The organism is Pseudomonas sp. Mb7 (genome assembly GCF_054790525.1).
Genome location: NZ_CP186501.1, coordinates 4213469 through 4228934, shown reverse-complemented (window position 1 = coordinate 4228934; position 15466 = coordinate 4213469). Strand labels below are relative to the sequence as shown.

Here is a 15466-nt window from a genome sequence, read left to right as displayed (position 1 = left end):
AGCAGGTCGCGCCTACCTTCGATTTGTGGTGTGTAACAGATCTTGTGGGAGCGGGCTTGCCCGCGAAAGCGTCTCCACTGGAACACGAGTCGCTCGGTCAAGCTGGGTCATACACCTGTTCGTTATTCAGCCTTTTCGGCTAGCCACATTCCCACTCCACTCCCTGATCAAGCGCCATCTCCAGATGCTGCGTTTTGCTTTTTTTCGGCCATCTCGCGCCTCACAGCCATCACCGAACCCGGCGTATCGAAACGCCTTGTCGACAAGAGTACCGTTGGTCGGGACTGTCAGGTTTGACAGGTGACATGTATTTGCAGGAGCGCTGATTCTGGAATCGGTTTTTAATTCACGAATGCGGGAGAAAGAACAGTGACGGATGATTCAGAAATTCCCCTTGGCTGGGCAGCGCCTACTTTTTCTCCCAATGTTAGCGGAACTCTTCAACAGTTCCCCCTGACTATTCGGGTCAACACAATACCGAACAACCTGACAAAGCGTGAGGTCCACTTCAAGCTTAATGGCAACCATTGGTACGAAATGGATCCAGGCTCAAACTCGAACGAGCAATGGTACGACGTCATTATTCCTGAAATAAAACATAGTGACCGTCTGGAAATACATACGCGTTACGTGGGGGGAATGGTGGGATCGGACTGGGGCTTCTCAGGGCAGTTCCGCATCATCAAGCCTTTGGGAATTATCTGGCCGCCTCAAAATAGTTTTGTTTCTTCATCAATAATTATCTCTGGCACCGGAGCCTGGGATAATCCCGTAATTGAGGTGACGACAGGCGACAAGTCTTTCAAAGGCACGCCAAACCTTGACGGGACCTGGTCTGCCGCATTGGAAAAACTTCCCCTCGGCAGACACAGCGTGCATGCAACACAGACTTTCGGTGGTAAAACTTCCAAATCCACGGAATGGAATTTAACGGTAATCGAGGAGCCGCGAATAATATCTCCGGTAAGCGGTGCAGTGATCGGTGAGGCAAAACCGATTGTTTCCGGCACTGGTGAAGTCTATGCAAGTATCAACCTCCACCGGCGAGGAAACCCCCTGGATAGATATGGTTCAGGAATTGTAGAGTTTGACGGTCACTGGAAAATAGAGCTGACCAAAGCGCTCTCATGGGGAAGTTTCATACTGGTCGCAGAACAAACGTTCGAAAAATCGACATTGCTTTCTAACCCTGTCGATCTCACGGTTAACCTTTCGCCCGTTATTTTAGATCCGGCGGCGGGTACGCTACAGTCTCAATCGTTTGACCTTTCAGGTGATTTGGCCATCCAGGGTGCCATCCTGGCTGTTTACATGGATTTGGGATCAGAGCACGTGGGGGAGGCCGCGGTTTCGGCTGGGACCTGGAGAGTGCCGGTAAATGTCCAGCCTGGACCCGCTTCACTCGTAGCGATACAAACTCTGGACAATGTCCCTTCACCTCGCAGCGCGCCTCGAGATTTCCGGATCCGGCCTCCCAAACTGGCAGAGCCTGATGTCACCTTTCTTCCTGATACAAGCTTGAAATTCTCCGGTACCGGTCATTACGACAAGAACCTGCGGACCGAAATCCAGTTCTCTACCAGCGACAGCTCGCTGCCTTTGCCTCCCAACGTCCGCGTCGATGCCCAAGGCGAGTGGGAAACTGCCCCCGTTGTCTGGCCTCTGGGCAGCTACGATGTGACGGTGATTCAAAAGATCGCCGACAACGCCAATGGCTGGATCGAATCGCTGCCGCTTGAATTCGAAGTCCACAACAACATGCCGGATATCACCGAGGCGAGCTACACCGAGGAGTATCTACCCGTCTTCAGCGGCGAAGGTTACACAGGCGCCACCGTCTCGCTCAGGTTTCCCGATTCAACCGAGGCTGCACGAAGTGTAGTGGTCGAGAACGGCAAATGGTCCACCCCGGCATTGGTGAAGTGGGGGCCAACCAACAAGCGGGAAGTCCGCATTACACAGCATCTGGGAGACCATTCCTCGCAACGTCCTTTCAGCTTGCACGTCACGATTCCACCGCTGGCGCCAGGCCTGGATGATCCTTCCGAGGAGGGGCTGGAGCCGATATTCAGCGGCACTTGTTGGTCTGAAGCGCTGGTGAAGCTCCGGTTCAGCGACGACGGCTTGGAGTACGAAGCGGATGTGGAGGGTGAGCGCTGGGCATTTCAGCGAACCAAAGCATTTGAACCCGGAGTCCTCCACCGCGTCACCGTTACCCAGATCGTTTTCGATCTCCCTTCAGTGCCGGCATCGAAAACCTTCACTGTCCACAGAGTCATGTTGCAACCGCTCATCGTCGCGCCGGTATCCGGCTCAGAAGTGGGATACGACGTCACCATTGAAGGTGATAACGGCATGCAGGGCGCGATGATGCAATTGCATGACAGCCAGATGGGAAGAACGCTGGGTGCTCCGCTCGAATTGCTTGAGGAGGGCAAATGGTCGATCGAACTACGCGATCTGGAGCTGAGGCCTTACTTCCTCCACGCGCAACAGATACTTAACGGGCAAGAGTCGCCCAACAGCGCTGTGCACGAACTCAAGGTGGTGGTGCCGCCGCCTCGATTCAGGACGCCGATCCCTGGCGGGAAAGCGCCGCGCACCTCGAAGATTGTTGGCACTGGCCGACCTGGCGCGCGGGTGGAGGTCTGGCTGGAAGGCGCTACTGAGCCATTGCTGACGGATATTGAGGTGAACGCGAAAGGCTGCTGGGAAGCCGAAGTGAGTTTGCCGGTGGGCAACACAACCATCTGGGCCTTTCAAACCTTCGTCCACAATGGCATTCCGCAGCGCTCTCAACCCAATGAGCGTTTGCGTTACAAGGTCGTGCCGGCGGCGCCGTTTATCGAGACCCCGTCTGCCGATGACCATGTTGGCCGCCGGGTCGTGGTGTCGGGTTTCGCGACGCCCGGCGACACCGTGACTGTGACGCTGGGTGGCGACCAGGCCAGCGCCAAGGTGCGGGAAAACCGGACGTGGTCGGTAACGCTGAAGCCTGGGCAAAACGAAGGCAATCATGAACTGGAAGTTGTGGCGGCTTACGAAGGGTTTGAATCCGATAGCGCGAAACGCACGGTTCAGCTGGCAACTTATCTGCCCACCATTGAGATACCCGCGCCGGGACGCTGGGTCAGCAACCCGGTGCTGTTTGCCGGCACGGGCCGTCAAGGTGTCGGTGTTCTGGTCGACCCGTTCAACCCGGACAAGACATGGGCAGCGTCGATTCAGGTCGACCCTGACTGGCAAGGCCTGTCTGACCAAGCGCTACCGTTGGGTGGCAACTGGTGCCGTTTCAAGCTGCAACCAAGCGATAGCGATCCGCTGGGTTCCGACTGGGTCGCCAGTGAGCGGTTTGAAATCGAATCAGCACCGACGGATAAATCACGCTTGTAAATTTCCGATGAACGGGCATTAAACCTGTCATTTCTGACAGTTGGCGGCTGCTGCGTTCAAGCGCTAAATCCTTATGGAACGCTAGGTCCGCCTGACACGACAGTCAGGCGGACCGGGCCCGTTATCGACTCAAGGAATGTGACCATGGCTGATTCACTCCGTCCCGCTGCGCAGTTGTTCATTCAGCTGTTTGGTGAGCAAACGTCCACTGCGCCAAACCGGCTTTCGAAGCTCTGGAGCTACGTTGAGCAGGGGGGATCATTTTTCCCTCTGGTCGAAAAGGGGCTTCCGGTGCTGGTCGGCGAGTACGGACTTGAGCAGGAAGAGGCGCGACGCTTTTTGCGCCGGGCCAACAGCCTGACGAGCTATGTGCGGCGTCGGTTTATTGAACATCACGAGCAGGCGGACAAAGTCGGGCCGACAGGACCGTCCAGTGGTTTGATGTCGCTCGTTAAGGGGCCGCAACTGGAGCGAATATTCGATCTGCAATTGGGAGCCAAGTGCCCCTCGGATTCTCTGGAGTCCATGTTCGGGCCTTCGGCGTATCTGGTCTTCTTGTATCGATTGATTCGAGACTTGATCGAATCCGTTGGTGACGACACCAAGCTGCCGTTGCATGAGCGTCGCACGGATTTGATGAAGTTGACGGTCGACAGTAAAGCGGTGAACGCGCCGGAGTCATCAGTCGACGTGATCGTACGCGTGCTACAGGCGTTCATCGCTGCGAACACGGAGGTTCCACTTGAACAGGCATTGATCAAGGCACGCTATCCCAACGGTCTGCCGTATTACCAGCATTGGATCACGGTTGATGGGGTTGCGGGTTTCAACGGACGATCAGTGGGGGATTTTGCCAACATCATTGACGAGAAATTTCCCAACTTCTTGCACTCCGGCTCCCTGACCAGGCTTGCCGCTGCGGCCCGGGCCCATGCCTCTCGGCTTGGCCCTTACCAGCAGCAGCTGCTTACTGAACCTTACAAAACCGTCGACAATTACGTTGCCTTCTATCTGGACAATTTTGACGTCGGAGCTCACATAGCTATACAGGGTCTCGCCTACATTTTTAGTTTGACTGAACATGCAAATCTAGTGGCAGAGGAAGTTATCAGTCTTTTATCGGTTGGGGATCACACACCGTGGCGTTCTGCCAACGTGAACTATCCCGATCAGACTCTTCTCCCGGAAAGTGGACGATCCGGCTCGGTTTACATCAATAACAACGCTCATCCGGCTATTGGTATCACCGCTCAGTCGGGATCCAGCTTCAATAAAATCATGATCGAACCCACAACCAGCGAGGGTTTGAATTTCTTTGATCGACTCAACCGCAAGTTACGCCTGGACAAATGGCTGAGTCTGCCCCCTGAGCAGACTGACGCCTTGTTGGTGGCGGCGATCAGGGCCCAGGCACGCGGCGCTGAAAAGCCTGAAGTATGGGCGATTTCGGTAAACGTGATCCACGCATTGGGCGTGTTTCAGCGACTGCGTGAACGCTACAACTGCACGGCAGCGGATTTCGCCGTGTTTCTCGATGAACTGTCACTGTACGGTCGCGGTGATGCACTGTCGCAGTTCGATCAGGTCTTCAACAATCAAGACAATTATCGCAAGCCGCTGAGACTCGACGGCACACCGTTTGCGCTGATACCGACATCGGATCAAGACAATCTGACGGTCAGCCAGCTATGCAGTGGTTTGGGCATTGATCTTCAGACTTACCACTACCTGGCATTGGCGATAGCCCAGGCTCATGACCTTACCGATAATCTGGTGCGCAGTCCGGCGGTCATTTCCAGTTTTTACCGTTTGGTAAAACTGCCCCGGCTGTTGAATATCACGCCGGTCGAAGGCGTGTTGATGCTCAGTGTGCTGGGGGGAGAAACCTGGCTCAAAGGGCTGGCGGGCAAGCCGCGTATTGTTGATGTGGCGGACGATGACAGCCGCACTGACGCCACGGCTGGCGGTCCGGGCGTGCTGAGCCTGATCGAAGCCATGCAGGCCTGTGTGCAATGGTGTGAGCAAAGCAACATATCGGTGTTGTGGATGTTGCAGCACGTGAGTGCACCACTGCGTCTGAGCGACTTCTCCCAGCAGGATCAGCAGTTCTTCGACAAGATCGGCACCCTCCTGCCCAGCGCGCGTTTATCCAACAATTCATTTCTCGTGGCCGGTATCCCGCCGGCCGGAGGAAGCGACTGGCTGGATTTATTGTCGATTGACAGTGAGGGGCTGGCGCCGGTTGTCGATGCCAATGGCCTGATACTGGCCACTGCCATGACGCCGGAAGATTATTCGGCCTTTGCCCGCGAGAAGCTCGAATGGGCCGTCAGGAACGGCCTGGACATTGAGGAAGCCCAGGTCAGCGTCTTGGCCGAGATCATGCTCACCGTTCTTCTGCAGGCCAGAGACGCTCAGGTTTCGCTGGTCAGGGAGTCGCTGGCAGTCTACGCCGGCATCGAGGGCGAATTGGCCATTCTGGTGCTGAACTGGGTCGATGCTTCGGTGTACCAACTGTTGCGCCAGGTGTATGACCGCACTGACCTCGAACCGCCAGCGACGCAGCGCAGGCGCGACGAACCTTCAGATCCGTTACTCGAATTGCTGGCTGTTGTGCGCCAGCGCGCCGAAGTCGTTTCAATGCTGGGTTTGAGTGCGGCCCTGGTCCGGGATTATCTGGATTATGGATATGAGGCGTGGGTCGACCAAAGCATCATCATCATCGATCCCTCTCAAAAATATGTGTTCTCGGTGCGCATACTTTACGCGATGACCACGCTGACCCGCGCGTTCAGCATGAGTGAACAGCCGGAGCAGAAATTGCTCGACTATCTGCGTCAGGTCCATTCGCTTCCTGCCCGACCCAGCGAGGATGCATTGCGGGTGGTGCAGCAGGCAGCAGCCATCAAACTGGCTGAATTCTTTGCCTGGAGCGCGCAGGAAGTCAGCGAATGTGTTCGCCATATCGATCCTGAAACCCAAGTGTTGAAAACCCTGGAACAACTGGATCTGCTGATGCGCGTTTACCAGTTGTCGATGCAGACCGGTATGGATGCCCGGACCATTTTGCGGATTGGAACCTTGCCGGAGACAACCGATGCCAGCGAGGCCTATGCCCAGGCAGCTGAACTGGCTTTGCTCAGTCAGACCCAGACGCGTGTGCCTGTCGTGCAAGCACCGGGCGAACTGAAGCAGTTGGTCAGGATGACTTGCGCAGTAGAACCGACGGAAGTCTTCGCTAGTAAAAAAGATGAAAAAGCGATCATTACGATGACGCTCACCGACGCCCGAGGCGCAGCGTTGAAAGGCATCGCTGTTGATTGGCACTCCGAGCTAGGGACCATCAGATCGGGCATCACCGATCCCGAAGGAGTCCTCACGGCTGAGTATTTTCCGGGCACAGTCTTGGGCACGGACAGACTTTATTTTTCCCTGAGCCTGCTCGAGCCTGAGTGGGCAGTGAGCATCGACGTCATCGCCCACGCCGAGAGCATGAATTTCCCGACCGGGCTGATGTCTCCGGTGCCAACGGAGGTCGTGCCGCTTGGTCAGGAAATCACACTCTACGCCACGATGGTGGACCAGTACGGAAACCTTGGGGCCAACATGCTGGTGGGCTGGGCCTGGGAGGTAGAAACAGATCCCGAAGAAAGGCCAACGATCCGTCCGAAACAGGGTTTCACCAATCAGCAAGGTCAAACCACGGTTTATATCACCAGCGATTTCAGCGGTGAATTCGAAGTCGGTATACGCAGCCTGGCAAGCGGGAAGGGGACTGTCTTCGAACCCATCCGATTTGGGGGGACACAAGGCCGCACCCACTCACCTGAACAAGCGGCACCGCCTTCCGCCAGTGACGCGGGAACCTCTTCCACGGAGCAAGGATCATGACATCGAACAACATTGGCCTGTTGCAGGAAAAACGTCGTACCGCGTTGCTTGAGTATTGCATCGGGCAAGTAAAGGCGGAGCGTTACCCGCCTTTGCTGACCCCAGAGGACGTGTTCGAATTGCTGCGCATCGACCCGTTGGACAGTGCTCGTGTGCAGACGTCGGGGGTGGCCGAAGCGATCAGTTGTGCGCAGCAATATATCAGTGCGGTGTACAACAAAATGGAGCCCGGTTTCGAAAACCACGAGTTTCCCCCCGAGCAGCTGGAAAACTGGGCGCTGTACAACAACTACTCGGACTGGGCTGCAGTGCAGATGATCGCGCTCTACCCGGAAAACTACATCAATCCGTTCGTCCGTCAGCGTAAGACGGATCTGTTCAAGGCCCTTGAAAACAACCTCAACCAGGCCCGTTTGAGCAGCGATTCGGTTCAAGCCGCGCTACAGGATTACTTGCAAGCCTTCGAACAGATCTGCGATCTGGATGTTGTCAGTGGCTACATGGACGGCACGACCCCGGAGCGCGCCGATTATTACTTTGTCGGGCGTCAGCGGGTGCCGCCGTTCCAGTACTTCTGGCGCAAGGCGCAAATCGAGATCACGCCCACGTGTGTGGCCGTCAACCCGGCGGCGTGGAGTGAATGGAAAGCGGTGGATATTCAACCTGCCGGGCGGGTGCTGGACATGCGTCCGGTGGTCTGGAATGGCCGACTGTGTCTGGTCTGGGCGGAGTGGCGGGACAAGGTCGGCGAGATCATCAAAGCCGATCCTCCGGATCCCGATAAGGACGACAGATCCCGATTTGTGCCCCATCAACTGGATATCAATGTGGCCTTCATGAGGCAGAACGGCCAGTGGTCGGCGCCTTTGAATTTACTCCATGGCGAGTTTGATGACGATCTCTCTGCAGGTGCCCGGCTGATTGCAACTGTGTGGGTCGACCCTCAGAATCCCAAAGGCAAGCTCGGGGTATTGCTGGACAATGATAAAACCGACACAGCTGCCTTGAACGAGACCGCGATCATCGATGTGTTGATGCGCCCTGATGTTGAAGACGGTGGTACCTGGCTGGAGCTGGCCAAGAATGAGCGATTTGTTTCTGCCTTGACGGTTCAGCACCCCTTGGGTCTTGAGGTTACTGTGGTCCCAAGTGAGTCACCGTCAGGCTCCATGGCAGCTTTTCTGGGGCTGAACGTCTTCGCCATGCGATCGGGTAATGATGATGTGCTGACGGTTGAGGGCTTTTGCAGGTCAACAGGGTTACCAGGCATCGAGAAGACTGCGTTTACCTTGCAGTTGGAACTTGCAAATATTGACGACCCTAAACCTGTGAAAAGTGATGTTGCAATCGCCGGCGATTGGACAATGCAGTTCTTGGATACCTTCAGTCGACCAAAGGGAACGTGGGACAACGTCAGGTTCACTCTAAAGAATGATATTGAAGGCTTTGGCGGTAAACAGTTTGACTTGACGATTGTCGAACTCTCGGATTTTCTCGCGCCAACGCTGCTGAAAAACACCTCGGATGCCGCTCAATTCCTCGACTTTCAACTTGGCGATGACTGGGCACTGCGCTACGTTCGGCTCAATTCGCTGTTCGGCCCCGAGTTGGTCACACGCTCCACTGTCTCTCCAGCGACTCTGATTAATTGGGACTCCCAGCATCTGTCCGAGCCACCGCCTACCAGTGTTGATTTCGAGGAACGCAATGGCGCTTTCGACGGTGCCAACGGGTTGTTTTTCTGGGAGCTGTTTTTCCATTTGCCGCATTTGATCGCGACACGCTTGCGTGATGAAGAGCGGTTTGCCGAAGCACAGACGTGGTTGCATTTCGTCTTCGATCCCCGGGCTACTGCCGACAGCAGCTCGGTACCCGAGAAACCGAGCTACTGGCGCTGTCGACCGTTGATCAACGATTTGGGCAATGCCGGCTGTGAATCCTTGGCGCCCGCCGACCCGGATGCGATTGGATATTCAGCGCCTGTGCATTTGAGGCTGCTGATGTTCATCGAATATGTGAAGAACCTCATGGCCTGGGGGGACTGGCATTACCGCCAACTGACCCGCGAAAGCCTGGTGGCGGCAAAGCTGTGCTATGTACAAGCGGGATCATTGATGGGCAAACCGCCTCTGACTCAAACGGTGAACTTGTGGCAGACCGCGACGCTGGAGAACCTTCTGGCCCAAAGTTGCACGCGTACGGCACTGGAAGATTTCGAGCAGACATTGAATTACAGCCTGGCAGATGTTCCGGGCGGCTCCGATACGGCTCCCATGCTGGGCATGTTGGGGTGTCCGCCGTTCAGGGCACCCATCAATGATGAGTTATTCAGTTGGTTCAACCAGCCGCAGTACCGCATGAACAACTTGCGCAACAACTTGACCATTGATGGCAAGCCCATGCTCCTGCCGTTGTTCAACCCACCGACTGACCCGAATCAATTGCTGCGCGATCTGGCCGCAGGTGGTGTCGGTGGCGCCAGACCGATGGGCGGACGGCTGGTGGTGATTGCGTTTCGCTGGCGCACGATCTTCGAGGTTGCCTTGCGTGCGGTGCAGGCCTTGCAGGATTACGGCAGCCAGGTACTCAATCTGCTTGAGCGGCGTGATCGTGCCGAGCAGGAAGAGCTGCAGCAAAACCATCTGGTGGAGTTGGGTAACTACGCCAAAACCGTGCAGGAGCAATCCATCGCTCAGTTGGAAGCGAGCATGACGGCGCTTGAGCAGAGCCGGACAGTGGCTCGGGAACGGGCTGCTGCTTACGCAGCCCGCTATGACGAAAACGTGTCGGCTGTCGAATATCAGGTCATGGCAAACCTGGACCAGTCCAAAGAGCTGGCGCTGACTGCCAAAATCCTCAAACCGGTAGGCGCGGCCTTGGCGGCCGCGCCCAATATCTTCGGTATGGCGATGGGCGGGTTTCGTATCGACAAAGTTACGGATGCCATCTGCTTTGGCCTGGAGATAGCTTCGTCGATGCTGCAAATCGATGCCGACAAGCAAGCTACCACCGAAGGCTATCGCCGTCGCCGCAATGAATGGGGGTTGCAACGCGATCAGGCGCTGGCAGAAATCGCGGCCATCGATGCGCAAATCGTCGCGCAGAACCATGCGATTGATGCGGCCAGAACCAACCTCGCGCAAACGCTACGAGCTAACGCTCAGGCGTTGACGATGTACAACTATCTGAAGAAGCGCGCGACCAATGCCGAATTGTTCGGCTGGATGCTGGGCCAGCTCAAGGCCTTGCACTATCAGGCTTACGACGCAGTAGTCAGTCTGTGCCTCAGCGCGCAAGCGGCGATGAATGCCGAAACCGGCGATTACGATTCCAATATTCCCTTGCCGCAGGTCTGGCAGGATCAACGCCACGGTTTGACCGCTGGCGAGCATCTGCGCGCGTTTCTGCTGCGCATGGAATATGAGTACCTGCAGCGCACCGAGCGACGGCTTGAACTGGTAAAAACCATCTCCTTGCGTCGCCTGTTCAACGATGCAATAGACCCTCAGCTCGGTATCGGTAGCTGGGAGGCTGCATTGGCGCAATTGCAGACGACCGGCTCGCTGGAATTCAAACTCACCCAACTGCTGTTCGATCGGGATTATCCGGGACATTACTGCCGGCAGATCAGTTCGGTGGAAATCGACTTGCCAGTGCTGGCGGGACCTTTCGAGGACGTGCGCGCGACCTTGCTGCAGGTCGGCAGTATGACTGCCAGCCGGGCTTCGGTGCAGTCAGTGCAGTACTTGCACAATCCGGATCCTGAGGAATTGGCCCCTTCCGATATGCTTTTCAACTTGCGTCCGGGCCAGCAGATTGCCTTGTCGGTGGGTATTGCCGACAACGGCATGGCGGCGGCGAAGCCAGATGAAGGTTTGCTCTATCCATTTGAAAATACCGGTGTGGTGTCCGCCTGGGAGCTGAAATGGCCATGGCATAAAGAACCGCCGCAGGAGGCCATGCTGGGCTCGATGAACGATGTCATTTTGCGCATTCGCTATACGTGCAAGAGCGGAGATCAGTCGTTTACCGATTCGGTGAAGGAGTTGGTCAATGCAGCACAAGAGGGCCCGGCCGGCAAGGGCAAGGGCAAGGGAGTGCGCAGTCATGAATAATCCTATCGTTCAGGTGAATGAAAACCTGGTGTGCAACGGTGATTTCGAAGAAAGGTTCGATTGTTGGGCAAGGACGGGGGCGGTTGCCATAGGCCTGGCGTATTACGACAACACGCCTGTCAAACACATCAAAGCGCCGAAGGGCACGGGTGTCACGCAGGACGTCAGACTTCCCAGAGATCCTGATGGCAATGGTGCTTATTGGCTGAGTTTTCTGTGGGAAAGCAGTTTCAGCCAATCAGGCTGGGTGAGGATTTCTCAGGGAGAAATCGAGCATTACCGCATCGAACTCAAACCCGTTGGTAAACCTGATCAGGCACAACAGCGCGAGGGTTTCGGATCAGGGCCAGAGAGGCGATTCAGTCCGACCCTGCATGAAGTGGAACTGACATCGGACATCTCAAGCTCAAAGCCGCTGCGCATCGAAATATACAGCTCGACAGAGTCTTCAAGTCCATTTGGCGAACTCTGGGTTACACGCGTCAAAGTCGAGTTGAAACTCGCGCCACTTGAGTTGCAGGAAGTTGAGCTGGACGGCATGTCGTTCCCGCCCTTGCGCAAAATGTACCTGTGTCAGGGCGCCAGCAGGGGCGGAGCTTTTGGCAGCGACGCATTGATCACACCCCACGTACTCGGTTTTGTACCTGTGCCGGATAACCCTTGGGACGGCACCCCGGTTGCATTGAGCATCGACAATAACCCGCAGGGCGCGATTGTCGCGACGCCTGCTTGGGACACCCAGCAATCGCTGGACGTGCCATGGATGCTCGATTGCCCGTTAATCGATGATCAGGACTACGAATTCACCCTGAGCTTGCGCAACCGTTACACCGCGCAGGCCTACGAGATCCCCGTATCGCTGGGGCATCATCGACTGATTTTTCGTGAGGTGGTCGAGGCCGCTTACTACCCGTTGATTGAGCAAAGTGTCCGTTTGGGTGTGCAAGTAGCGTCGTATTACACCGGCCAGCCATTTGCCGGGCTTACGGTGAACTGGGCGACCGCCGAACACGGGGTGTTGGCGGCTACCGTTACTGATGAACAAGGTTGGGCTTACTTCGATTATGAGGCGAAGGCAGCAGGGGACTTCGTTATTGAAGCCTCTGTGGTCAGCCTTTATTACGAGCAGGGTGTGTGGACTCAGACGTTTGACGTACTGGTACTGGGCGAGGATCCGTGGGCACGGTTGACTGTCCGTGAAAACAACGAAATCAGGGACTGGATTGATAACAGTTATCCGAACCGGGGTTCTACCCATTCCATTGATGTAATGCTGGCGGCCAACAGTCGTCTGCGAGGCAGCGACTTCTATCTGCATTGGCACGGTGACAAGCCTGGGCAACTGGGTGTCGTGGTCAGTCCGCCACTGGAAACATCGGTGCCCATGCCGATCGATGGAGGGGGCACTGCATCCTGGACGCTGAACTGCGAAGACCGGCGCGACGGGATATTCGAGTTGTCACTGGTCTGCTCGAAGCTGTTGTTGCCGTCGCCCAGAAAACGTATGTCGCTGGCGCGCAACAGGATCAGGATCAAAGAGGTACGTCAGGCCGAGAATAGTCCGGTGGTGGAGGAACACGAATATGCGTACCTGCGCTTGCAAGTGGTGCATGTTACTGATCAGGGCGACGGCGAACCGGTGATCGGTGCGCTGGTCGAGTGGCAAACCGCCTACAGCGTCGTGCAAAGCCAAACGGGAAGCGGTGGTTGGGGGAGCCTGAAGTTTTACACCAGAGAACACGGGATTCATGCGATCACCGCGGCGGTCCGAGCGCATGAATCGGCCGAGTCGCATGAGTGCGAATTTAGCGTGACCGCGATTGCCAGGAGTTCATGGAAAGACAAAGTCAACATCACGTTTGATCGCGGCTACATCGACAATGTTTGGGGGCTTTTCTGCCGACGAGGCCAATCCCATTCCCTGCAGGTCACGGCGCTTGCCGACAGTCCTCTTATCGGCCAGGAAATCACGTTGGCATGGGGCATTGACGACCCAGGCATCGGGTTGGTGGTGAGTGAACTTGGCGAGCCCAAGGTATTGCTCGCGGATGAACCGCTGATCTGGACCCTGAGCTCTGAGTTCATAACGAGCCGCAGCAGTATGTTCGGACTTCGGTTGTTGACCGATTCACTTGAGGATCGGGAGTTGCTCGGTCGCTTGATATCACCGGATATTTACGATGAGTTCACGCTCGTTCTGGATCAAATGCGCACCGACAAAGGTCAGTCGCTGTATCCCTGCATTGGCGCTGTGCACCGATATATTTTCAGAACGAATGCGTTGAGCCCATTGGTGGGTATTAACATGGAACTGAACTGGTACGGCAGCACGGCGGAAGAGCTGGGAATCGTGCGTAATCCTCCACAGGGAAGCATCAATTATATTGATGAAAGTGGCATGACCTGGACACTGGATTGTTCCGCTAGCCGTGGGGCCGGGGAGTTCGGTCTACAATTCTTGACTGGGGCTGGCACGATTGATGTCACCAGAATGCACTTGGGCCACAACAAACTCAGCATTGAAACCGTACGTGAGTCTGCCGTTTTCCCGATCGTGGGTCAGGACCCAGCATGGATGTGGGCGAAAGTACGTTCGGATTTCTCGGAAGCTGCCATGGTTCAAGTGCCAACGCAGTGGAAGGTGGATGGTCATTCTGAAGAACATGTGACTGCTGACGATGGCTGGGCAGGCTTTGCGTATGGGGCAACCACAGGCGGATCGGCAACGGTTGAGGTGTCTGTCAGCAGTCCGTATGACAATGCTACTGATACACGTTCGATGGAGGTCTGTTCGCTGGCCGACGATCCGTGGGCTCGATTGCAGTTCAGTATGGACAACGGGCCTGCACAGCCTTTCGGCCAGGACACCGGTTTTGCGCGTCGCAAACTGACCCATAGAATCGATGTAACTGCCCCGCAAGACACCTTCTTGTCCGGTCGAAATTTGACGCTGGGCATGGTCGGCACCGGACCTGAGGCACTCGGCATTCGTTTTACTCAGCCAGTACTCGGTTTGCCAAGGGTCTTTAGCCGCGAGGCGGGATTCACCGATTCCTTCATGGTCGATGACAAGCGTAACGGCAGTTTTGGCTTGTTTCTGGCCTGCGAAAGCCTGGCTCGATGGTCACCAGTCAATGCAATGTCGGTGGGCGAAGGCGCCCAAGTGGTGAAAATCGCCGAGCGTTCGCGGGTTAGCCAGACGCTGTACTGGGGCGAGGCTGTGTCCGAGCAGATCACCGTTGTTTCGGCCATCAGTGGCAGGCCGATGGCGGGGATGAACGTTGTCTGGCGCAGTGCGGATCTTGGCGAGGTGACGACGACCACCAACTTCTATGGCGAGGCGCGGATCCGCTTTGTGCCCAAGACGCCCGGAGCGGCGCAACTGACCGCGACGGTGGGGGACGCGCAGTATTCGGAATCGATTTCGTTGTCGTATTTCCTGCATGAGCCTCGACAGATCAAGGAACTGGTCAGTGATGACCCGAGCGGTTATCCGGGGCAGGAAGTTTCAGCCCGGGTTTACGTCGTCTCGGCCATTACCGGTAATCCCTTGGCAAACGTTGAGGTCAATTGGGATTTTCTTGGAGTCGACATCGCGCCGACGACAACCGATAGCGAAGGTATCGCCAATGTCGTGTTCCGACTTTCGGCTCTTCAACCCGGTCTTCTCTATGCAGGCGTTCGGGGGGGCTTGGCTGGATGGGAGGTCAGTTTGATTCCTTTTACGCTTAAAGCGCACGAGCGAATGATGACTGAGATCAGCGGCAGTGGCAGTTACCCGGTTGATCAATCTGTGCCTGTCTCGTTCAGGATTGTATCGATCCCCGACGGCAAGCCTATTGTCGGCCAAAAAGTTCTCTGGGTACTGAACAGTGTTCCCGATGGCTCATCATTTTCAACGGAAGATGGATGGGTGAGAAAAAGTTATTCGTCGCAAGGAATGGTTGGCTACAAGACCATTCGTGCTTCTGTTGTCGATGAGCAGGGGGCGGTACTTGATGAAGAAGTATTCCGGCTTCAATTCTTTGACTCGGAGTTGCCTTGAACCTCGTACAGATATCAGTAGG

General features: G+C 55.9%; 4 protein-coding genes. All 4 read left to right on the top strand.

Annotation, left to right across the window (positions count from 1 at the left end; translation table 11 throughout):
* Nucleotides 1–369: 369 nt before the first annotated feature.
* The 4 genes from ACOYXH_RS19045 (at nucleotide 370) to ACOYXH_RS19030 (ending at nucleotide 15444) form a co-directional block, all read left to right on the top strand.
* Nucleotides 370–3393 carry a hypothetical protein gene (locus tag ACOYXH_RS19045; protein ID WP_460409876.1) on the top strand — a complete coding sequence of 1008 codons (3024 nt, stop codon included), beginning with the start codon at nucleotides 370–372 and terminating at the stop codon, nucleotides 3391–3393.
* Between the two features lie 144 nt (nucleotides 3394–3537).
* A complete protein-coding gene (locus ACOYXH_RS19040) occupies nucleotides 3538–7284 on the top strand; it encodes a Tc toxin subunit A (RefSeq protein ID WP_460409875.1) in 3747 nt (1248 codons plus the stop codon).
* Nucleotides 7281–11399 (top strand): Tc toxin subunit A-related protein, encoded by a 4119-nt coding sequence (locus ACOYXH_RS19035; protein WP_460409874.1) that lies wholly within the window; start codon nucleotides 7281–7283, stop codon nucleotides 11397–11399. The genes ACOYXH_RS19040 and ACOYXH_RS19035 overlap by 4 nt, the downstream gene beginning before the upstream one ends.
* Nucleotides 11392–15444 (top strand): Ig-like domain-containing protein, encoded by a 4053-nt coding sequence (locus ACOYXH_RS19030; RefSeq protein WP_460409873.1) that lies wholly within the window; start codon nucleotides 11392–11394, stop codon nucleotides 15442–15444. The genes ACOYXH_RS19035 and ACOYXH_RS19030 overlap by 8 nt, the downstream gene beginning before the upstream one ends.
* Nucleotides 15445–15466 lie beyond the last annotated feature (22 nt).